Annotated in this window: 16 protein-coding genes; 9 read left to right on the top strand and 7 right to left on the bottom strand. The window is 52.0% G+C overall.

Annotated features, from left to right (window positions below; all coding sequences use genetic code 11):
• Genes GRI89_RS14415 through GRI89_RS14405 form a run of 3 tightly spaced genes read right to left on the bottom strand, consistent with a single transcriptional unit; the run spans nt 1 to nt 3,510 of the window.
• Nucleotides 1-1,431: a protoporphyrinogen/coproporphyrinogen oxidase gene (locus GRI89_RS14415; protein WP_159797141.1), complete on the bottom strand. Its 1,431-nt coding sequence runs from the start codon at nt 1,429-1,431 to the stop codon at nt 1-3.
• Nucleotides 1,428-2,393, bottom strand: a complete 966-nt coding sequence (locus GRI89_RS14410; protein ID WP_268891782.1) for a lysylphosphatidylglycerol synthase transmembrane domain-containing protein — start codon at nt 2,391-2,393, stop codon at nt 1,428-1,430. Before GRI89_RS14410 ends, GRI89_RS14415 begins: the two co-directional genes overlap by 4 nt.
• 19 nt (nt 2,394-2,412) lie before the next feature.
• Nucleotides 2,413-3,510 (bottom strand): glycosyltransferase family 2 protein, encoded by a 1,098-nt coding sequence (locus GRI89_RS14405; protein ID WP_159797135.1) that lies wholly within the window; start codon nt 3,508-3,510, stop codon nt 2,413-2,415.
• A 352-nt stretch (nt 3,511-3,862) separates the two neighbouring features.
• Here GRI89_RS14405 and GRI89_RS14400 point away from each other — a divergent pair, with 352 nt between their 5' ends.
• The 3 genes from GRI89_RS14400 to GRI89_RS14390 all read left to right on the top strand — a co-directional run bounded on the left by GRI89_RS14400 (nt 3,863) and on the right by GRI89_RS14390 (nt 9,220).
• The gene (locus tag GRI89_RS14400) at nt 3,863-6,301 is read left to right on the top strand and encodes an NAD-dependent epimerase/dehydratase family protein (protein ID WP_159797132.1); all 2,439 of its coding nucleotides are present in this window, start codon (nt 3,863-3,865) and stop codon (nt 6,299-6,301) included.
• 28 nt (nt 6,302-6,329) lie between these two features.
• Complete coding sequence (locus tag GRI89_RS14395) at nt 6,330-7,328, top strand: glycosyltransferase (protein WP_159797129.1); 999 nt, start codon at nt 6,330-6,332, stop codon at nt 7,326-7,328.
• Nucleotides 7,329-7,699: 371 nt separating this feature from the next.
• A complete protein-coding gene (locus GRI89_RS14390; protein WP_159797127.1) occupies nt 7,700-9,220 on the top strand; it encodes a hypothetical protein in 1,521 nt (506 codons plus the stop codon).
• A gap of 615 nt (nt 9,221-9,835) precedes the next feature.
• Here the strand turns inward: GRI89_RS14390 and GRI89_RS14385 are convergent.
• On the bottom strand, nt 9,836-10,408 hold the full coding sequence (locus GRI89_RS14385; protein ID WP_159797124.1) for an FxDxF family PEP-CTERM protein: 573 nt from the start codon (nt 10,406-10,408) through the stop codon (nt 9,836-9,838).
• A gap of 592 nt (nt 10,409-11,000) precedes the next feature.
• On the opposite strand from GRI89_RS14385, the gene GRI89_RS18300 reads away from it, so the two are divergent.
• The 3 genes from GRI89_RS18300 (at nt 11,001) to GRI89_RS14375 (ending at nt 14,323) form a co-directional block, all read left to right on the top strand.
• Nucleotides 11,001-11,267, top strand: a complete 267-nt coding sequence (locus GRI89_RS18300) for an XrtV sorting system accessory protein (protein WP_328598277.1) — start codon at nt 11,001-11,003, stop codon at nt 11,265-11,267.
• 322 nt (nt 11,268-11,589) lie between these two features.
• Nucleotides 11,590-12,894 carry a sugar transferase gene (locus GRI89_RS18070; RefSeq protein WP_235913410.1) on the top strand — a complete coding sequence of 435 codons (1,305 nt, stop codon included), beginning with the start codon at nt 11,590-11,592 and terminating at the stop codon, nt 12,892-12,894.
• Between the two features lie 403 nt (nt 12,895-13,297).
• Nucleotides 13,298-14,323 (top strand): sulfotransferase domain-containing protein, encoded by a 1,026-nt coding sequence (locus tag GRI89_RS14375; protein WP_159797121.1) that lies wholly within the window; start codon nt 13,298-13,300, stop codon nt 14,321-14,323.
• A gap of 181 nt (nt 14,324-14,504) precedes the next feature.
• Here the strand turns inward: GRI89_RS14375 and GRI89_RS14370 are convergent, their stop codons facing one another.
• Nucleotides 14,505-16,394: a hypothetical protein gene (locus GRI89_RS14370; RefSeq protein ID WP_159797118.1), complete on the bottom strand. Its 1,890-nt coding sequence runs from the start codon at nt 16,392-16,394 to the stop codon at nt 14,505-14,507.
• 105 nt (nt 16,395-16,499) lie between these two features.
• Here GRI89_RS14370 and GRI89_RS14365 point away from each other — a divergent pair, with 105 nt between their 5' ends.
• The 3 genes from GRI89_RS14365 to GRI89_RS14355 are packed head-to-tail and all read left to right on the top strand — an operon-like array spanning nt 16,500 to nt 19,187.
• A complete protein-coding gene (locus tag GRI89_RS14365) occupies nt 16,500-17,216 on the top strand; it encodes an HAD family hydrolase (RefSeq protein WP_159797115.1) in 717 nt (238 codons plus the stop codon).
• Nucleotides 17,209-18,135: a phosphotransferase gene (locus tag GRI89_RS14360; protein WP_159797112.1), complete on the top strand. Its 927-nt coding sequence runs from the start codon at nt 17,209-17,211 to the stop codon at nt 18,133-18,135. The genes GRI89_RS14365 and GRI89_RS14360 overlap by 8 nt, the downstream gene beginning before the upstream one ends.
• Nucleotides 18,132-19,187 carry a glycosyltransferase family protein gene (locus tag GRI89_RS14355; RefSeq protein ID WP_159797109.1) on the top strand — a complete coding sequence of 352 codons (1,056 nt, stop codon included), beginning with the start codon at nt 18,132-18,134 and terminating at the stop codon, nt 19,185-19,187. The genes GRI89_RS14360 and GRI89_RS14355 overlap by 4 nt, the downstream gene beginning before the upstream one ends.
• 119 nt (nt 19,188-19,306) lie before the next feature.
• On the opposite strand, the gene GRI89_RS14350 is transcribed toward GRI89_RS14355, so the two are convergent.
• Together GRI89_RS14350 and GRI89_RS14345 are read right to left on the bottom strand one after the other, a co-directional pair.
• Nucleotides 19,307-20,158, bottom strand: coding sequence for a glycosyltransferase (locus GRI89_RS14350; protein ID WP_159797106.1), 852 nt, complete (start codon nt 20,156-20,158; stop codon nt 19,307-19,309).
• Nucleotides 20,159-20,673: 515 nt separating this feature from the next.
• The gene (locus GRI89_RS14345; protein ID WP_159797103.1) at nt 20,674-22,038 is read right to left on the bottom strand and encodes an O-antigen ligase family protein; all 1,365 of its coding nucleotides are present in this window, start codon (nt 22,036-22,038) and stop codon (nt 20,674-20,676) included.
• Nucleotides 22,039-22,255 lie beyond the last annotated feature (217 nt).

Raw genomic sequence — 22,255 nt, 5'->3', positions numbered from 1 at the left:
TCAATCCTCCACCACGTGATGCTCGAAGACGGCGCGGTATTCGGCCCATTTTGCATGGTCGAAGCTGCCGTCCGGGCGCAGGCAGTCGACCGCGCCTTCGGCCATGGCCATTGCGTGGTGGGTGTTATCGTGCGCGAACAGGCCCTGCCGTCCGAAGGTCAGCAGGCCTTCGATGCCGCCGATCCAGTCGTCGATCAGCTTGAAGTGCCTTTCGAAGTCGCGGTCATAGACCGGATAGGCCTGCCCCAGCCGCCGTGTGACCGTGCGCTTGACCTTCGTGGTCATCGGCAGGCCCGCCGCGCTCAGCCACTCGACTAGCCTGGCGCCCAACGCATCATCATCCAGCGCCCACAAATCCTCGGCCGGATCGCAGGGCAGTTCCGCGCAAAGCACGGTCAGCCCTTTGGGTTCGCTCGTCGCCGAATAGTTTTTCGGCTCGGACAGGCGTGAGATCGGTACCGAAAGCTCGGGGAAATAATGCGCGTCATATTCGGTGAACTGGTCTTGCTCAAGCACCAGATAAATCAGGATCATGCCGCGATAGCGGATCGCGTCGCAGGCCTGCAGCACTTTGGCAGGCGCAGCGGGCTGCATCATCCGCGCGAGATGCGTGATCGGCAGCGTTGACCAGATCACATCGGCCTCTTCGCGCAATTCAATGCCGTCCCTCGCATGGCGCACCGCGATTACCCGACCACCTTCGTGTTCGATTGCGTTCACCGAGGTTTCGAGCTCGTATTTCGCGCCGCGCGACTCGGCCTTCGCCTTCAGCGCCTCGCAAATCTGGCCAAATCCCTTACGCGGATAATAGAACCCGCCCGCGGTCGGCTTCTTCAGACCCGGGATCTGACCGAGAACCTTGCCAATTATCTTGCCGATCGAACTGCCCGAAATTCGCCTTTTGGCGAGCGTGACCGCCAGATCCTTTGGATCGAGCGCCCACAACTTCTTCATGTAGGGATAATAGAACCCTTCGCACAGAGTCGGGCCGAGCCCCTTGTGCAGCACTGAGGCAAAGGTTTCGGGCTTCGCCTCCTTGCGCAGCGGCTTGGCGCCCATGTCGAACAGCAGCCGCGCGGCAAAAGTCTTGGGCATGCGTAGCAACAGGTCGAGGGGCTTGAGCGGGAAATGGATCCACGCGCCCTTCAGCAAGATGCGGCCATGGCGTGGGCGCCAGAGCAAATCATCGCCCACCGCATCTTTGATCATCGCCAGGATCTGCGGGTCGCTCGCCGGGTGCAGCCGATGGCTGCCGAAATCGCAATGCACGCCTTCGAGCAGGAAGCTGCTCGAATTTCCTCCTACGCGGTCGGCGCGTTCAAGAACTTTCACGCTCGCCTTGCCGCTTTCGCACAGCATCGCGGCAGCACCGACACCTGCAGGGCCTGCGCCGAGAATCAGCGCCCTGGGCTTTCCGGTTGCAACCATCATGCAGGCTCCTGGGGCGCCGGCTCGGCTGCGGCGGCGGGGCGCTCGGCTAGCGTCTGGACCAACAGGCCGAGAACGCCGCTCGCATAGAGGATCGTCTGCCAAAGGAGCCCCGTGGCGACGACTCCCCGCGGCGATCCGCCATGCGGCTGCAGCATCATCGCCATCGTCCCCTCGCGCACTCCGAGCCCGCCGAGGCTGATCGGCAGGATCGCAACGATCTTCGCTCCGGCCCAGGCATAGGCCCAGCCGGCAAACGCGATCTGCAAGTCGAGATAGCCCGCGATCTGCGCATTGATCGCCACGAAAAGCGTCTGGACCGCGAGCGATATCGCCAGACAGGCGACGAGCCGCCACGGCTCTGCTGCCAGCTGAGCGCAGGCATTGGCGAGCTTGGCGGCGAGGCGGATCGGCCTGGACCGGTATTCGGCGAAATGGCGCGGCCAGAATCGCTCGAACCGCGCGGTAGCGAGCAATAACGCCCCCACGGGGAGTGCGATCGCAGCGAGTCGCCACGCGACAGCAATGAAGCTAACCGCTCCTCCCCACAGCGCCCAAGCCCCGGCAAGCGTGATCAACAGCAGCGCGAGGGTGTCGATCAGCCTGTCGGCTAAGGAACCCGCCGCGAGCCGGCCCTTTTCGGGCACCAAATTGTAGACAAGCCCAGCACGCACGACATCTCCGCCCGCGACGCCTGGCAGCGCCAGATTTGCCGCCAACCCCGCCAGATGCGCGCGAAAGATCCTCCCGAAGGGCAGGCGTGCGTCGATTAGCAGGGCCCATTTGGCGGCGGACAGCGCATGGCCCGCAAGGAACAGCACCAACGCCGCCAGCCAGACTGGCAGCGGGAGCCGCCGGAACCCCTCCCACACATCGCCCATGGATACGAAATTGAAGATGAGGAACAACGCCAAAGCGCTGCCAAGCACCCGCACCCCGCGGGATAGAAAGGCCCGGTTGCGCATTCCACTGAATACCGTCATATTACCTGCCGCGCCGGTCCGGGCCCAATTGCATCCGGGCGATCATATCGGCGATCATACCAAGCGACCATACCATGATGCCGCCGAGCACGCCTAGCACCGCCGTCTCCGACAGATTGTCGAGAAAGATGTCGTAAATGCCCTTTCCGATCCCGATCGCGAACAGCAGCATCGCTACCGGCATGAACACCCTCAGCGGCTGGAAGTAGACAGTCAGGCGGAATACCAGCGTCATGAAGCGGAAGAAATCGGTCGCGCGAATCTTCGAGGTGCCGATCCGCTTGGCGTAAACGATGGGCAGATAGGCCACCCGGTGTCCCGAGGCGAGCATGCACATTGTAATCGTGGTCGTGAACGAAAAGCCATTCGGGAGCAAATATAGAAATCTTTCAAGTGCCGGGCGCTGAAATACTCGCAGCCCAGAATTTAGGTCCGAAATTCGGTGGCCTGCTAATAGGCTGGCAACATTGTTAAGCATAAACTTAGCCGGCCGGCGAAGAAGCGGCACGCCCTGCATGGCTACACCCCGATCACCCACAACCATATCATTATAGCGAGAAAGCTCGACCATTGCTGGAAGCCTTTCAGCCGGATAGGTTCCGTCTGCATCGATAATGGCAAGTAGTGCGCCCTCGCTAACTGCGATACCCGCCTTCAAAGCGCGGCCATAGCCGCCGTTCTGCGGCATGCGAACAACGTTCGCCCCTGCCGATTGCGCGCAAGTGCAAGTCTCGTCCGTCGAACCATCATCAATTACGACAATCTCATGGGCGATACCCGCGTTGGCGAGGCAATCGCGAAGTTGGACTATAGTTGCACCTACAGCTCTTTCCTCATTGAATGCTGGAATAACAACCGAAAGCAGCGGATGCTGCCCACCACCCTCCTCACGCCCCCCATGGCCTTTTGTGGTATTTTCGCTGATAATATTCACGAATTCACCCCTCATTTCGGCTTGGATGCTAATTGCATTTAGTAACCTCAACCAATTCAATGGCAATCTCTTTTGAATAGCAATCAGAACTCTTTTGTTCTGAGAGTATTTCCAGCAACGATTTTTTTGGGCGCGATTGCGTGGCATTCCCAGACATGTGATCATCGACGCTGCGTGCCCACGATGTCCTATTGGCAAAAAATCGCAAGAAGGACTTTAATAACCCATATTTGAAGTGACCAAATGCGGTCAATTGATACTGCATAGATGGCTATCATCCAGATAGCACTGGGTCTTCAACTGGTCAGACGCTGTCCCGTATTGGCACGCGAGCAGCGGTCGGGCCCTCGATCGCTTGTACCGATTGACCGCCCCATTTAAATAATCAGGTTAAGGAAGGCACATGATTCGCAATTGAAGAACGACTTCCTGGTCGCGGAATAGAGGACCTAAGTCACCAACGATGATTAGGTGTAATGGTTACTCGCGGTACCAACCATTTTCTCAGGGGGCATAAATGCGGATCTTGGTAGCAGGCGGGGCTGGGTTTCTGGGATCGCACCTTGTCGATGCCTTGCTGAAGAATGGTGACCAAGTCTGGTGCTTGGACAATCTCCAGACTGGCTCACGTTCTAATCTCGGCCACGCGCGCGGCTTCCCCGGATACCAATTTATTGAAGGTGATGTTCGCGAAGCGCTTCCAGAATTGGCAGAATTGGAGTTCGACCAAATCTATAATCTGGCATGCCCGGCGACGCCCAAGTGCTACCAAATGGACCCAATAGGGACGCTGCGCACCAACATCATTGGTACTCTCAATCTTCTCGAATACTGTGTATCGCAGAACGCTCGCCTACTCCAGGCTTCGACGAGCAGGGTATATGGTGACCCTTTAGTCCATCCACAGCCCGAAAGTTATGTTGGTTCGGTAAGCTGCATCGGTCCACGCTCTTGCTATGACGAAGGCAAGCGCGCAGCAGAAACCGCATGCTACGACTATCGGTTGGTCCACGGCGTGGATGTGCGGATTGCTCGAATCTTCAACACCTATGGCCCCCGAATGGCCATAGATGATGGGCGTGTGATACCAAGATTCATTACCCAGGCGCTCGTTGGCGATCCGCTAACCATTCACGGCACCGGATCACAAACTCGCTCATTTTGCTTCGTTTCAGACACCGTTGAAGCTCTGATGCGGCTGATGAACTGTGAAACGGCGGGTATTGGACCGGTGAACGTGGGCAATCCAACAGAACTGACTGTTGAGGAGTTGGCCGAGCTGGTCGTTGGGATTACGGACTCACCCTCGCGTTTCATTCACGAGGACGCTCGAAATGACGATTCTAGGCTGCGGCGACCTGACATCTCCTGCGCCCGCAAATTGCTTGGTTGGGATCCAAAGGTTGCGCCTGCTGTGGGGCTCGCCGACACCGTTTCATGGTTTCGTGGGCGCATGCGCAATGTACGCGGCATCTCCAAGACGCTGGCAGATCCGCACCAAGAAACCGTCGCGATAATTGGCGGTGGTCCAGCGGGCCTTACTGCTGCTTATAGTCTACTAAAATACAGCAACAATCACCATCCGATCGTTTTTGAAGCGTCGAGCAAAGTCGGCGGGATCGCTCGAACGGAAGAATATAAAGGTTACCGTTTCGACATCGGCGGTCATCGCTTCTTTACCAAGGTCAAGCCTGTAGAAGCTCTGTGGCGTGAAGTTCTAACCGAGGGATTCCTCAAACGCCCACGGCAAAGTCGGATCTTTTATAACGGTAAATTCTACGCATACCCGCTCAAGGTGTTTAATGCGCTCAGTAATATTGGAGTATATGAATCTTTTCGCATCCTATTGAGTTACCTAAAATGGAAATACCGCCCTTACTCAGTAGAAGATAACTTTCAACAGTGGGTGACAAATCGTTTCGGCAGCCGCTTGTTCATGCACTTCTTTAAATCATACACAGAGAAAGTGTGGGGCATGCCATGCACTGACATCCGAGCGGACTGGGCGGCTCAGCGGATCAAGAATCTTTCGCTTCGCAAGGCAGTCTTGAATGCATTCACGGGCGCCAACGACACGACGAGTTTGATCGAAGAGTTTGACTATCCGCGCCTAGGTCCTGGAATGATGTGGGAAGCCTTCCGCGACGCGGTGATCAGCAAGGGTGGCGAAGTGCGAATGAACGCCGAAGTGCATCGGATCATTCGAGACGGGCATCGCGTGAAGGCCATTGAGATCATACAGGCAGACGACCCACAGCATGCTACTTATCGGATTGAAGCGGACCAATTTATCTCGTCAATGCCTATCACCGATTTGATACTCAACATGGTTCCGCCCGCGCCTTCCGCCATCCAGGAAGCCGCGAGAAAGCTGCGCTATCGCGACTTCCTGATCGTGACTCTAATTATTGATGGTAAGGACTTATTCTCGGACAATTGGATTTACATCCACAGTCCTGATGTACAGGTTGGTCGCATTCAGAATTTCCGTTCATGGTCCGAAGCGATGGTCCCGGATCCAACTAAAGCCAGCATTGGCATGGAGTATTTCTGCCAAGAGGGCGATAGCCTTTGGGTGAAGAGCCGCGAGGAATTGATCGAACAGGCTACTCGTGAACTCGAATATCTGGGCCTCGTCAAACCTGGACAGGTTGTGGATGGCACAATCATCCGCCAACCCAAGGCCTATCCCGTCTATGATGAAGAGTACCAAGAAGCGCTCGGCATGATCCGCGGCTGGCTAGCCGAGATCCCGAATCTGCAAGTGGTCGGCCGCAACGGAATGCACAGATATAACAATCAGGATCATTCGATGATGACAGCGATGCTTGCTGCCGACAATATTCTCGGCGGGAGCAACGACCTTTGGGCCGTGAATGTCGACAAGGAATACCATGAGGAAGCCGTTTCTTCTGAGAAGGAACGGAACCCCAAAGTATTGGCCGATGCGGCATAAACAGATCATGTCTGGAGGCGCATAGAGTATGACCAGTGTCACGATTGTAATTCCAGCCTACAATGCCGAAGCGACTTTGCCTGCTTGTTTGGACGGAATTTCTTCACTCACCTATCCGGTCGAAGAAGTGATCCTATTCAGCGATGGTGCGACTGACAGTACCGAGGAGATCGCTGAGAAATATGGCGCAACGATCATTCGCAACCGAGGGCGTCCGCTTGGGCCAGCCAACGGCCGCAATGAAGCAGTAAAGGTTGCGCGGACCGAATTCATACTATTCGTCGATGCCGATGTAATTGTTTCCCCGACTTGCCTAGAGCTGCTGATTGCAGACCTCGAAGCCAACGGCGCCGCCGCAGCTTTTGGCTCCTATGACGATTCGCCATCATCGCAACGGGTAACCAGCCTCTACGCCAATCTTCGCCATCACTATGTGCACCAGCATAGTTTGCGTGACGCTACTACGTTCTGGTCGGGGCTCGGCCTAATTCGCCGAGATATCTTCTTGGCCTGTGGTGGATTTGACGCCGAGAAGTTCGTGTACCCCAGCGTTGAGGATATCGAACTCGGAGTTAGAATCATCAACGCAGGACACAGAATTCGCCTTGTTCCTGAAGCATTGGCTAAACATTACAAGGACTGGAGCCTTTGGCGTGTTTGGCATACCGATGTGGCGCGCCGAGCTCTTCCTTGGGCGAGAATCATTGTATCCGAGAAGACTACATGCTCGAATCTAAATGTTAGTCTCACGGAAAGAGTCAGGGCCGGAATCGCTGTCCTTCTGATCATCCAGCTTTTAATTAGTCTATTTCAACCATTATTTGCGATCCCTACAATCGCATTGACGACTTTGTATCTCGTTCTGAATTCCGGTTTCTTTGGCCTTCTGGTACGACGAATTTCGTTCGGACGCGCGATCGGAGCCATTGCCATGCATTTGTGCTACCATGTTTATTCGTGTTCGACATTTGTATTGGTATTGGCATTCGACAAGTTGGAGCTGTTCCGCAGGCCGACGCGCGCATGAACTTCCGATAGCCAATCGCGACATCATACCCAATCTTCAAACTCAATTTGGTGCTCCTACCCGATGTGGCAATGCGAATGAGGGAACTGGTTGGGGCTGGCCTTCTTAGGCGCCTTAATTTTCTTCTCTATGCCGTTACTCCGGACAGATCTTGTGCACCAATATTCGACTTCTTAGGCGAGATGTTATCATGGAATTTGTGTCGCATTGATTGAAAGTCCAAACTTGGTGATACGCTTATCAGGGACAACTGGTGGTCTCGAGATGGCATTGCATCGCAATTGATTGCCTGCGGCGTCCTTTTTCAATTACACTGTATGTGTTTCGAATGACCAAGGGATTAGTTTCCTATGCGGAACCCTAGCGCAATAATGGACCAAGCACGTTCGACGAATCATGCCAATACTGTAAAGGCACCAATGCAGTGGCGCCTCAGACAAGCAACAATTGACTTGGTCACATTTCTAATGTTGCTATGGCCTTTGATCTTAAATGGATCACCGTTTTATTCTGCTGATAGTGGCAGTTACCTGCGTGGCGGTGAATTTGGATTCAACACCGGTCTCGACGTCTTTTGGCATTGGTGGGACACGACTTTTGTCGGATCGCCCCTTACGCAAGCCAATGATACACCAGGTGTAGGCGCAGTTCCAAACGGCGCGCAGGAAATTGTGCAGAATGCCGTCGCCAAATCGGGCGGCATACGCTCGGTCATCTACAGTTTGGTGGCATATTTCTTGCGCTATCCGGGAAGCAGTCTGCTCGCGCTAACCATTTGCCAAGCAGGCGCCGTTACATTCGTGATTTCTTGTTTCCGCCGACTGATCTTTCCCAATGGTCATGTATGGATCGGTGTGGCTGGTGGAGTGGGTTTGTCCTTCCTGACTACCGCTCCGTGGTATGCAGCCTATGCCATGCCGGATATATGCGCAGGTCTTACAATCGGTGGTGCGATTATTCTCACTATATTCTTTGTCCGCTTGAGCATTGTTAGCAGAGGTTTGGCAGTTTTGCTTGTGACGTTCGGCGCTATTACGCACGATAGTCATCTCCCAGTGGCGTTCATAACTATTGCCGCCGGCGCTCTGTTGCATTTTGTGTTTCAGCCTCTTTCGATCGGCGAAGCCCTAAGACGCGCAATCTGGTTCGGCAGCCCACTAATACTCGCAGTTTCGATACTGTTTGCGACTTCAATGGCAGCCTTTTCGCAGGCGAGCCTTTCACCTAAACATTATCCCATTCCGCTTGCGCGTTCTGTCGCAGATGGCCCTGGTTATTGGTATTTGCACGAGCATTGTGCGACCGAGGGATACGCGATTTGCGAGGTTCTTGGCTCTAATCCGCCTCGAAACGTCGGCAGGTTTCTATGGGGTGCGGATGGCGTTCGCCATAAGGCTACTCCTGAACAAATGGAGCGCATACGAGCTGAAGAACCAATTATCATTCAGCGGGCTACAATGGCCTACCCAATGATGCAGTTTAGCGCTTCATTGCGGAACACAGCTAGGCAGTTTCTTAAATTCGGAGTAGGCGAATTGCAATTCGGCCAATCTATTAATGTGAATGGCAATCCCTCTCTTCTTCGGCGACAACCCGATATTCCAGTTATTCGGACAATTTCCGAATGGCTGATTTACCTCGGATTCTGCGTAAGTATTTTGTCAATACTGGTGTTTTGGCGGAAATTTGAGCGTCTGGAACATGCGGCAATTGGCGTGGCAATTGTAGGTATGCTGGCTAACGCTGCAGTATGCGGAGTACTTTCGGCCGTTACGGACCGATACCAAGGTCGTGTGGCCTGGATCTTGCCCTGCCTCGTCCTGTTCATTGTTCTCAGGATTTTGAGCTCGGGCGGAGTAAGTGACGCCACTTGGCGCCGTAGAACTGATTGAACTCAACAAAAGTCGGCGTGGCACGTCGGAAATTTGGGAGCATGCCGCTGTCTTCATTAAACTCGGGATTGTCTGCACGGTGATACTATTGGTTGTAATACGTACCAATAATTGGCCCCCCGACTTGCACGCTCGGGTAGGATAAACACCGACCCAATGACTGAACCGCCGCATGGTCGCTAACTGATAGGGGCAATAAAGAATTTGGCACCAAGCCAGACGACGATTTGGCTGGATTTCAGACATGTACCGAACATTATATGGTTCTCGTCCATTGGACTGGACCTGATCGGCGATTCAAAGAGGTAAAATCTTCGGAATTCGGCAAACTTTTTCGTCGTATCAATACGGCAAATGTCATCGGAACAATCCGCATGATTGGTCATTGATGATGCGATACCTCGAACGTGATCTCAAGACCAAATTACCTTCTTCATAGATAGATCATTTGGTCCCAACGTATGTTGGTACGCACGTTGAGAATTTAGGCCTGCAGTTTAGGCGCGTGGCCCGCGGCCAATCCATCGAAGCGCAATGCCTCCGGAGCAGCAGTCGCAAAAAGGCGGGACACCCGATCCTCAGGTGCCCCGCTTTCCTGACATTTCATAGAAACATTTAAGAGTAAGAAAGTCGAATGCGACGATCGGACTGCCCAACTCTACGTCGCCGCATCGCAAAGCCAATCGCACCGAACCCCAGGAGCATCAGCGCCCAAGTAGCTGGCTCAGGTACTGCCTGAGAAAATGTCAGCGTCCCGGCAAACGTACCGGACCCCCCAGTATAACCAGTAATGTTCAAGGTATTCAGCAATTGCATCGTAATAGGTGCGAGCGAGCCGAATTCTGTGACCCCACCGTCGGGGCTGAACAAGTTGAATGCGACACCGTTCAACGAGGCCGAGTAGAAGTCGATGTTATTTGTCGGATCAGCCGAAGGCCCAGTTGTTAGAGTAGCGCCAACAAGTCGCCACCCCGGATTGGCCGAGAATGAACCAGTCGCAGTAAACGATCCCGCACATCCTGCCGGGCCGACATCACAGCTAACCAAATTCGCCGGGCCAAAACCCGATTGATAGGTGCCAGAGGTAGCCCCCGGAGAGACACTAAACGAAATGACCGTGCCAGCATGTGCGGCAGAACCGAATGAGAGCGCCGCCGCAGTGGCTGTGATCCATGCCAACTTTTTCATAACAACTCCTCGAAATTTCTTGTGCTACGCCACGAACGGGGTCGAACATCGAACGAAAACCGGGCAAGCCATCGCAAATATGTTTAAGGCAAACTCGAGCGGACTGTAAAGGGTCGCCCTTCGTCAATTTTGGACCCGTCCCAATTCGAGACTCGAAATTCAATTGCGCCCCTCCCGATACAGTGCAATCCACCCTTCGTGCCTCCTCAAAACTTTGAGAAGTCCTCCGGCATATTGCTAAGGCGCCCGCGTCAAAGCTGCAGATTTCCGCGTTGAACTGTCCGCGTTGAGCGAATCGGTCTATTGCAGGCTAACTTATTTGTGATCCTCTAGTAAGCGGAAATTGACTGCGCCTTGTGACTCTAATTTGCTGGTCACAGGTGATGGATCGCGTGCACACTCGAGCAAGATCGAAGCGCGAGAACGGAATTTTTTTGCCTTATCGAATAGACAGTGGGATGACACAGTGCGGTAGGCCAAACTCCCGTGATGAATAGCGCCTTCTCAAACATTTGCGACAAATCGAGAGATTAGAACTTCACGTGTCGATTGTTGAGGGCCTCAAATTTGGAGAGTTCGTTTACCGAGTGAAATGCAAATGGGCGAGGAGGCGACTTTGGAAACATTCTGGGACTGGTTCACAATCTTCTGTTTCGCGGGCCTGGTGACACTTCTGCTCCAACGCTCTTCGGAAGAAGCGCCACGCGACAAACTTTGGCAGTATGCCCCGCCTGCGATCGGACTAGCTGTGGCAAATTACTTTGGTAATGAGGGAAATGATTGGCTGGCGGTGCTGCTTACGACTGCCGCGGCTGCGTATGTGGCACTCGTCCTCAAGCCGCGGATTTGGAAGCGATAGCGTGTATGGGTTAGAGCGCCGGAGTGTTTACCAAACTAGACATTGCGCTGGCCGAATGTTCTCCTGTCGACCCTCGGTCATTGGTGCAAATTTGGCTTTTCGTCGCACGTCCTGATGTATCAAGCTTCGGTGCCAATGTCCCGCAATGGCACCGATCGGGTATTTTCGGCGCAGATAGCTGATTTTCGTTTATCATTGGAAGCGTCGAAGCAACATCATTGCCGAGGATACATTGGTCCCCCGAATCGACCTTCCAACTCCAAGCAGAGTTACCGCGGAGCGCGGCAAGCAGCGCGGGTGGTACGCCCGTGACAAGCGAGCTATGCTTTATTCACTTTCTTTGGTTCTTGACTGCCTTGCATTGGTTGCTGGTTACCTAGTTGCGAGATTTGTCGTGCCTGGCGGTTCGGTCGATCCCGATAGCGCCCTCTTGCAGTTAGTCGCCCTACCTATCTTTCTGATGCTTTCGATTGCGCGCGAGGCGCAGTCAGTGGAAGCACTAGAGAGTCGGACAATTGCGGTACGGCGAGCAATAGGCGCACTAGGAGGCGCTGCTTTCGCTCTCTTGGCGATTTCGTTCCTACTTGAAATCGGAGACGTATCGCGCCTTGGTTTCGCAGCATCGTTCGCGGTTGCCAGCATATTAATTGTTCTCAATAAGGTGCTTCTTGATGTTTTGTTTTGCCGTTGGATGAATGGATCAGCCAAGTCGAGCCTTCTCCTGCTCGACGGACTACCCGTGGAACCAGAACGGCAAATGGATGTGGTCAATTTGAATGCAATAGATCTACATCTCGATCTCCTCAACCCGGAAATAATGGACGCACTGTCCCGCATTATTGCGCCATACGATCGAGTTGTTGTGGCCTGCCGCTTTGAAGATCGGGCTTCTTGGTCGATCTTTCTGAAGGGGCATGAGGTCGGTGGCGAAATATTGCTGGATCGTGATCTTCTGCAAAATGCAGTCGCAATCGGTCAACATGGTGCCCACGACACTTTGGTGCTCTCTCGGGGGCCGCTAAGTCTTGCCAGCAGGATACAGAAGCGTTCGCTCGATTTGATCGTTGGCGTGACAGCGTTGCTCATACTAGCTCCTCTAATGATTTTGGTCGCAATAGTTATCAAAATCGAGAGCCCGGGATCCGCACTCTTCCGTCAGGTCCGTGTCGGGCAGGGAAATCGGCAATTCACGTTGCTAAAGTTTCGGTCGATGCGAACGGACTGCGCGGACAATAATGGAACAATTTCAGTCGGGCGTGACGATCATCGGGTTACCCGAATTGGCAAGTTCATTCGGCGAACAAGCATAGACGAGTTGCCGCAACTTTTTAACGTTCTTCGAGGTGAGATGAGCATCGTTGGGCCTCGCCCACACGCATTGGGCTCTTTGGCGGGCACAAATCTCTTTTGGGAAGCGAGCGAAAACTACTGGATTAGACATGCCCTGAAGCCTGGCATTACGGGACTTGCTCAGATCAGAGGCTACCGAGGATCAACCGAGTCAGTGGAAGATCTGAAGAGGCGAGTGCGCGCCGATCTCGAGTATCTTGCGCATTGGTCGATGGCGAACGATTTGTTGATAATGTTGCGCACTATTCGAGTGGTAATTCACAAAAACGCCTACTAAGGATAACATGCGCGAGTATCAATGTGGCGACATTTTGACAGGTAGAGCTATGAATGGCCCTTCGCTACTGTTCGAGGATTTCCGAAAGCTGTCATAGTGAGAGATGTTATTTTGGCCTCCTAACGCTTATTCTTTGTTCTTAGAGTTTGCACGAATGGCCTATCAAAGCCTTGCTGTGCTGAAGGGGATCGTGCCATGGCTAAAGACTGAAGTCGGCTCCATCTGTTAATCCGAAGGAGCAGTTTGCTGCCGGCCAAATGGTTTCGCCATAGGTGGGCGGGCCGCGTCTTGGACTTGACATCTGCATTTGGTAATTGCGGTGGCGGGTCGCGCCGAGCAAATGGCTTATATTTTGTTTCGTATAGGGTAGCATCACAATAGCAAATGAGATTGTATTGTTCTAATGGCGCGCTATCCAGACTTCCTCATATTCGGTGCCGCGAAATCAGGAACGACGACGCTATTCGATTTCCTGCGAAGGCATCCCCAAGTTTTTTTGCCCGAAATCAAAGAGCCAGAGTTCTATTCGATCGACGAGAAGTTTTTGACTGCACGTGCTTGGTATGAGGGATTGTTCGCGCAGGCCCGAATTGATCAGGTGGTAGGCGAAGGCTCGCAGACCTACAGCATGTGGCCACATTTCGCCAAGGCTCCCGAGCGGATCGCAACCGAGTTACCAAACGTCAAGCTCGTTTATATCATGCGCGACCCGATCGAACGAGCTTACTCGTTTTACCTGCAGCTCGTAAAAATGGGTCAAATCACCCGACAGAACTTTCGTATAAGCCGAACGTTTGAAGAATGTTTGTTTCCCGACATGTATCCTGACCGGTGTAGCCATGAGACGTTCATGGGGTCGCTGGCTGGGATCTTTCCCGACGATCCTGGACTGTTCCTCGATCCGAGCGATTATGCGTTGCAGATCGAACGATATTCAAAGTTCTATTCGCGTGACCGCTTTCATCTGATGGTATTTGAGGAGATTATTGCCGATTGTGCCCACCAAATTGAGAGCCTCTTTCGATTCCTCGGACTTACTGAATTAGGCGGGATGCATTCGATAAGCTCGGCTAAGACCAATGTATCGAGTGATTATTTCGCAACAGCTCAAGCTATGGACGCGATGATGAGGGCAAAGCGCAATACAACTTTGACGCGGATCGCATCTATTACGCCTAATCCCATAAAGGCTCTGACAAAACGTGCTTTGCTGCTTTACTCCGCACGTGAGAAATCAATCTCCCTGAGTAGACCTGCACCAATGCAACCTCAGACACGGGTATGGTTGCAAGAATATTTCGCGCCGCGGCTCAAGAGGCTTGCCGAACTCACAGATCTTGACGTTTCAATTTGGACATCGCGCTGGAATTCGCCAGAGAATGGCCAACCAAACCGCTCCGATGCCTCGGCGAACACTCAGATTATTTGAAGCAATTTTCCTGTCGCCTCGATGTCTACGTCGATGACTTGACCTTTGGCTTCATTCAGGGGTTTCAATCATGCAATGACCGGAACAAATCGGAGCAACCTTCCTAGACATCATCAAGTTCGCATCAAAGTGACAAGCGAATCGGATGTCCTTGCCAAGATCCGTGCCGAATGGTTCCAAGTCATGATCTTAAATCCGCAGCGATACCCGTTAGCAAGTTGCAATCCACCGCATCCATCCTCCCGTCGCAGTCAATTTGAAGGCACTCTTCGATGGTCTTCGCGGATAGCGGTGAGGGATGCTCCAGAGATCCGAACTTTGCCGGACATTTCCTTATGTCGATTCCATGCAACCAACAGTTTTGAGCTAAGCTAACGTGCCCGGTCAGGACATTTGGAAATTTAAAGAGATCAAACTTCGAAATACGCGGAGCGCGATCAGCAGTTTCAGAATAGACTCTCATTGGCTCGACGCCCCCCACCGCGAATTGATCGCCAGCAAGGAGGGCGCCATAATGTATTCCATATGCCTTTTCGGCATAGATCACAGGACCATGGCGAAGAGAAGAAAGATCGTGCCAATCAAATGCCAGATATCGTATCGGGAGATCTGGCCGAATTCTTACGAATAAGTCGAACTCTTCAACACTGTTAAGAGCCATATTGAAACTGGATCTTATTTTATAGTACATCTTTTCCGAATTGGATAGCCCCGCAAACTTCGCCTCCGCTTCATCCTCGATGTTAACAAAGGGTGTTCGATAATATTCTTGTAATTCGGATTTGCTAGTTCTTCCATTCTCGTCAATATGCTTATAAAGAGTCGGGTATCGCGACATTAGCTCTTCTAATCCTAGTGAAATTCCGACATCTCTGTATTTGCGTTGGAAATTCCATCCCTCAAACGGAAGGACAGCTCGATAGGGTTCAAGCCCCGCTCGGCCTATGTTGAACCAAGTGTCAACGAATATCCTGAATTCGCAACCCCTTAACAGTGATTTCGACCAAGCTTCATACGCTTTGACGTATCCGCGCAGCTGCCCTGATACACAGATTGCCACTTTAGGCCTTCGTCGCAGGTGCAGATTTGCCGAGATGCCATTCAAGGCATAGTGCCTTGCCGCTTTGGCAGCTTGTAGCGGGCGAATATCTATTAGTTTTAATCTAAGAAGGTCTGCCTTTGCCCAGGGGCGCGCAATTTGGTTACGAACTGCCTCTAAGGCGTCGACCACATTTTCAAACGCAGTGGAATCTTTAAAATAGTCATGAGACTGTATTGATTTTAGAATTTCGGGGCCGAAGCGCAGCGCCAAAGAACGGAGCGCTGATATTTCGTCATTTGTTAGGTGACGGTTTGAGATTCTATTGCGAAGAACGGCCATCAGCCAATGCGCGGGGTAGCTCGAAAAACTTTGCGGCACCAGCCAAATTAAGAACAAGAGATGGTTGAAGCTGATACCACCTCCCACTATGTCTTTTTGTCTTTTAACAACAAAATGAAAAAGGTCGCTACAATTACGTCTAAATCTATTCTTCGTAAATATCAAGCTGTAGGGAATCATAAGATCCCCTGCGTCGAATTCAGGAAAATACTTAGAATGCAAGCGCGAGATGTCGGATTGTCTCACTTTCGTGAATGAATCTCGGAGCAGAAGCAGCAATAGGACGAAATTCTTGCTAATCCTCTCTTGTCTGAGCCATCTTCTTATGGTTGGCTCAAGTTCTGAGGCAACTCGGTCAATGTGTCCGTCGATGCCCGAACTTTGCTGGCTTGCAATGTGATGATGAAAGATGGGAGGATGAATTGTGCAGCCGGGTTGTTCTATTAGTTTTTGCAAAATATTTTCCCGCTCGGCTCGCGACCAAAAGCGGATCGATGCGCCACTTTCAATGGCGGCAATAAATGTCTTCGCGGCCGCAGTTATTTCGTCCCTAGATACCTCATCTGGACTGAGGAGTTCGGCACAATCTAGCAGCTTGAGTCGCCATTCCTCAGACGTGGCACTCTGTGTCCCCGATCCTGGTTGGGACAAGGAACTTTTTGGGTCATATTTGCCGACTGCCTGATTCATTAGGCTCCTCTCGTTGAATTTCGATCTATCTTGGCACAAAGACCAATCCGAATGTCAATTGTCCTGCTCATACCTTGAAACCGCGTCCAAGAGCGCGCACATTTTATGGTGAATGTTTATGGTTCGATCCAGCAGATGATCAAGTCGAGTCCTTCTACGCCGTTGAAGGTTGATCCAGCTACTGATCATCCGCCGATCAATCGGAGCGCGGTGGCGAGATGGTCCAGCACTTTATGCAATCGTTTTTCGGCCCTACTTTTTGACCTCGATGGTACGCTTGTCGATTCTATGCCTGTCCACTACCAAGCCTATCGAACCGTATTCCGCAGACATGGAATAGAACTCAAGTACCATGATTTCTTGCTACAGGTGGGAGCGCCCGCTCGACAAGCCATACCGCAGTTCTTGAACTCAGCGGGACACAATGGTTATCTGCACGGGAAAATTGAATCGCTTCACTTGGAGAAGAAGAAGATTTTCCGCATTCTCGTGAAGAGAGCGCCCCTCTCGCCACTTCCGGCGGCAGCATTTTTGAGCCAACGAAAGGGCAAGAAGATTGCCTTGGTTTCGTCCGGGAATAGAGCTGGCGTCCTTACGATCATTGAGAAGATGGGTTGGGGGGGCATCTTCGATGCCGTCATATCAGGCGACGACGTACAAAACGGAAAGCCCCATCCTGAACCGTACCTCCGTGCGGCCAAGCTATTGGATGTCAAACCGTGCGACTGTTTGGTGTTCGAGGACACAAGAGATGGAGTTGAGGCAGCACGAGCAGCCGGAATGCGCGTCGTAGATGTTGGAGAATGGGCGGCTGATGAGTAATGCCCCCTACGCCCCTTGCCATCCTGCATTTGCCAAACATTCTCAAGTGATCCCCTTGTCTGGCTTCTCGGGCGCCGTTGTCGCGCTCTTGAGAGCGAAAGGAGGGGGGCGGTTCGTACGTAAGGCGGCGCGAGAACCATCAGTAAATGAAATTCTTAGGCGTCAATGCGGACGGCAGAAGATGCTTTCGAGCATCCTAACCGAAGCAGTCAAGGTGCCGGCCGTTTTGGGAGAGGGTGAGGCCGCGGGACTTTACTATTTCGACATGGCGTTTGTACCCTCACAAGATGCGGCTTCCTTCCTGTCCAAGGCGCCTTTCGATGAGATCGTGCAATTCTCGCATAATATTGAAGACTTGATTTCTGTATTTGCGAAGTCGAAGGGTTTCGAGACCACCCTTGCCCAACCGCAAACAACATATCTGACTTGGAAGTTCGAGGAAATTTCGCAGAGAACCAGCGGGCGATATGACGCCTGTCTGCTTGATCTCATGGAAGCCTCGCGACAAACTTCTATCTTACCGCCGATGGCAACAGAGACCGCCTCGCATGGAGATCTTACGTTCGAGAACATATTGGTAGCCAGCAATCGGGATCTCTGGCTCATCGACCCGATTGCATCCCCGGTCTCTCATTATTGGTTCGATTGGTCAAAGCTGTTTCAGGAAACAGAGGGACGCTGGCACAATCATCGTGGGCGACCGATCTCGCTTTGCGTATCTTGGTGGTTGAGAAACAGATGGATTGCGTCTGCAATGAGCGAGTCAGAAGAATATCTCAGCCGACATTACTTGCTTTTAGGACTGACATTTGCGCGCATCCTCCCCTACGCTAAGTCTGAACTGGACCGGCTATATCTGGTTGAACGGATTACGGCGTATGGAAAAGCAGCGTTGCGTGGCGTGGAGAAGATCAGATGAAGGTAATTGTGCCGTGCGCTGGCAAGTCATCTCGTTTCCCCGACATGCCTCCCAAGTGGATGCTGCCAGATCATGATGGACTGCCGATGGTGCGGAAAGCAATCGAAGGCCTAAACGTCCCGGCGGAGGATCTGATCTTCACAATCTTGAGGGAGCATGAAGCGGAATTCGGCGCGATCGCAGGACTGCACCGGGCGTTCGGCCCGAACATCAAGTGCATCGTATTGGAAATGCCCACCCGAAGCCAATCTGAAACTGTGGCAGAAACACTAAAGCAAGCTGAAATACAAGAACCGTTCCTGGTAAAGGATAGCGATAACTACTTCTCTCTGGATTGGATAGAAGACGATTTAAATTATGTTTCCGTCGCCTCCCTGAATGATTTTGATCACATCAACGCGCGAAATAAAAGTTATGTCCAAGTAGACCAAGAGGGACTCATCCGGAATATTAGAGAAAAGAACGTAATTTCTGATCTATTTAGTGTCGGCGGATACTATTTTGTCGACCCGGATGAATTTCTCTCTTGCTTTGAGGAACTTTCTTCCGTCGGCAACGAAGCCATTTCAGAAATCTATCTCTCAGAAATTATCGGATCGATGATTTTGCGAGGCCACGCCTTCAAGACAAAGAAGGCGTTAAATTACAGGGATTGGGGAACGATTAACGAATGGCGTGAAGAACTTGAACGTCGGAGACTTTACTTGGTCGCCGTCGACGGCTTTGTTTTCGAAAGAGGGTCGAGTTTCTTCTCTCCATTATTCCATGAGGTAAAATCTAATCCACAAGCTATTGAGGTCATAAAAAAGATGAACTCGCTTGGTCAGTCTATTATTTATCTCTCTGTACGACCAGGTGAACTTGAGGACATGACCAAGCAGCAAATAAGGGAACTTGGCTTACCTGACGCGCCGATCGTTTTTAATTGTGGCGTCGCCCCTTGGGCGCTCCTCACATCTCCTCATGCAACTTTGCCGTTCATCACATCTCGCTCGGCAGAGCTCGATCCAAATGATTTCAACTTGCTCGACAAGCTAGAGCTCCGGTCATAGACAAATATACGCCTCTTTACAGCGCAGCAATTTCCGATCTGGGTCCTAATTGTCGCGCATGCTGTTTTATTTGCTGGAGTGTTCGCTCGCCTGCTTTTTTTCGTGCGATCGCGTTATTTCTAATTTGACAGCATCAAAGTAAGAGGTCTGACGGCATTTGATATTTCGAATTCTTCTTGGATTCTCTCGTATCCGCGCGCCGAAATTTCGTGACAAAGCCCTCGACTACCAGCGAGCAAGCGCATGCGTTCTGACATTTGGACCCAATCGCCCGGACGGAACATGAAGCCTGTAACTCCATTTTCGACCAACTCGGGTATTCCGGCCAATGATGGGGCAATTACAGGTTTGCGCATTGCCATTGCCTCCATCAGGACGACTGGGAGGCCTTCCATCAGACTTGGCAGCACAAAAATGTCAGCGGCGGCGATCTCAAGCAACGTGTCCGTTTCTGAAAGCGCACCACGCATGTGCACGCGGTCCGCCAGGTTGAACTTGAGCAGAGCTTGTGCCAGTGCCTGACGCAACGGACCGTCACCTACGACGGTCAATGAAGCATCGACCCCATCGACTACTAATTGACCGAATGCTTCAATCAAGCCCAGCTGTCCCTTTTCCGACGAGAGCCTCCCAACTGTTACGAATTTGATTCCGCCCTCAAACGTTGGAGCTAGACTTTCCGGCATTTTCGCCATTTCTACACCACATCTAACTATGCGGAACTTGGGCCAGATCTCGGGGGAGCTGACTCGCATAGCTTGAGCCCGCATAAACCAACTGGCACAGGCAACGAAATCTGCTCGCTCAAGCTTCGCAGGTAACAGCATACCGGCTGGTGCATCAGTTTCCGAGATACCATGCAACGTCAGGCTCCATGGAATCCTTAAGCAACCAGCTGCAAGCATGCCCACGGTGGCTCCGCTGTTAGCAAAGTGCGAATGCAAGCGCTCTGCTTCAACTTTTCGAAGCATTTGGCAAAACGCAAGCGCCTCGAAAAAGTGGAATTGGGCCCAAATAAATCCGACAATGCCTGGGCTCCGATGGCGACATGCGAGGCGCCATGTGGAGAAGCTACGCACGGGGTGAGCGAAAAGGGTCTGTGCCGCGCGAAGGAGGCAGGACAGATACCCATGCTCTAATATGGAAGGAACATAATCAGCCGAAGGGACAAAGCCAGATCTCACACTGAAAGGGAAAATGGTACACCCTGCTTTTCGAAGGGCTTCGATTTCACGCCTTATAAATGTATGCGAAGGCGCAGGATATTCGCTGATGAGATATGCTACACGAGTCATCCTAAGAGACATCTTTCCGCGAAAGTGCTTCGAACATTGATTGTTTACAGCCCACTCCTTTGGTCGGATATCGCATGCGGCAGTGAGAGATGATGGACTCGGGCCAGAGGGATTAACTGCGGCAAAGGCGATGTCCCCTTCATCACGAAAGCAAGCAGGCGTTGCATTAGTCTATTCCGGAAATGTTAATGTTATCGATTTGACAAAACTCCAGGCATTTCCGTGTCTTCGCGCAATCCCGCCAAACCTAGAGACGGTGCAGTATTATTTCGTACAGAGGCAGAAACCTCTTTGGTGCGCTGACGGATGGCGCCCGCAACAATGCCTAGGCCAATGGCCATCATATATTGCTCCTGGTACATGACGTGAACCCACTCATAAAGACCATGAACCATTGTAATAGCTATCGCTATCGTTGCACCTAGCACGATGTCTCCACGCGGATCTTTTCGTCGCGAGAAGGCATAATTCAAACCTCTGAATACTGGCCAAGCTAGTAGCGCGACAAAAGTCGCAAATCCCAACCATCCGGTTTCCGCGCCAACCAGCAGATAGACATTGTGAACATTTGTCGATCGACTTGATGCATTCCAGATGACGCCTGCGTTTGCATTGTAACCCGCAGTGTTTGCTACAACCACATACTCATTAGCACCAACACCGAATGGATGATCTGACCACATTGACTTCGCAGCTTTCTCAAATGCCGCACGTTCATCATACCCGCCTGCGGTCTCCAAATTTTCAAAGCGACGCTCGAGGCCACTCAGGACCAAGGGGCCTGTTAGTGCAATCATTAGGGCAAACACGCCGGCCACCTTCAACTTGGGGCCGGTGACTCGCCGAAGCATCGACAAGAACAGCATGGAGATGACGCCCAATCCCACAAACCCGATCGCCCCTCGCGATGCGCCGAGGGCGACAGCGAGCAGCGAAGCACTTAGCCCCAAGTAAAGAAATTTGGACTTCTGGCCGGTGAGTAGGAAAGCAAATATCGGCAAAGTCACGAAATGCAGCATCAATCCGAGCAGATTCTGGTGCCCCATCGTGCCTGTGGCCTGGAACGCGCCCCCCAAACGCTGATCAATCGCGATTCCCGCCTGCATTATAGCACCTGCCGCTAATCCAAACATAAGATATCTAAGCGCATAAGGGCTGTCGAGAATAGAAGCCACAGCGACAAATAACACAAATACACGAGCCAATTGAAACAAATAGAATAAGGGGCTGAGAATCAATTCCGCTTGAAACGCAGATAACGCAACAGCTGCTAAATAAGTCGCCCAAATTGCCTTGAATGGCAATCTTCTAAATGGGTGACGAGAAGATATTACTATTGAAATGGCGAGGCTATCTAGAATGGTAAATACCATTCCTTTCGCATAACCCGGCCACATGCTCCAATCGATGAGGGCCGCGTCCAAATTGGCCGCACCTATTGCGAAAGGAAGCAATCCAATCAAGAATGCCGCCCATTTGTACGCCCCTCGATTGCGCAGCAGAACTACGAAAATCGGCAACGCAAGAAGAACAAACGCTATGGCTATATAACGCATGGCAGTATTAGCATCATCGATTCGACCCCATACTATATTTGATTTGCGGGCGAACTCCCAGTGGGAAAATAGTACTTCTTTCAGTTAATGGCGCTAGATTAAATGCCGTTCATGTTTCAACTGGGGCCTAAAATCAAAATGCCCTTTGATTGCGCGCCAGGCCCCTCATAGTTTCACTCAAGTTTCATGGATACCGCAAGTCTCTTTTCGGAGCCGC

The organism is Croceibacterium salegens (assembly GCF_009827435.1).
Taxonomy (GTDB): Bacteria; Pseudomonadota; Alphaproteobacteria; order Sphingomonadales; family Sphingomonadaceae; genus Croceibacterium_B; species Croceibacterium_B salegens.
Note: the sequence above shows the minus strand (reverse complement) of the source record. Positions and strands in the feature narration are given on the sequence as shown.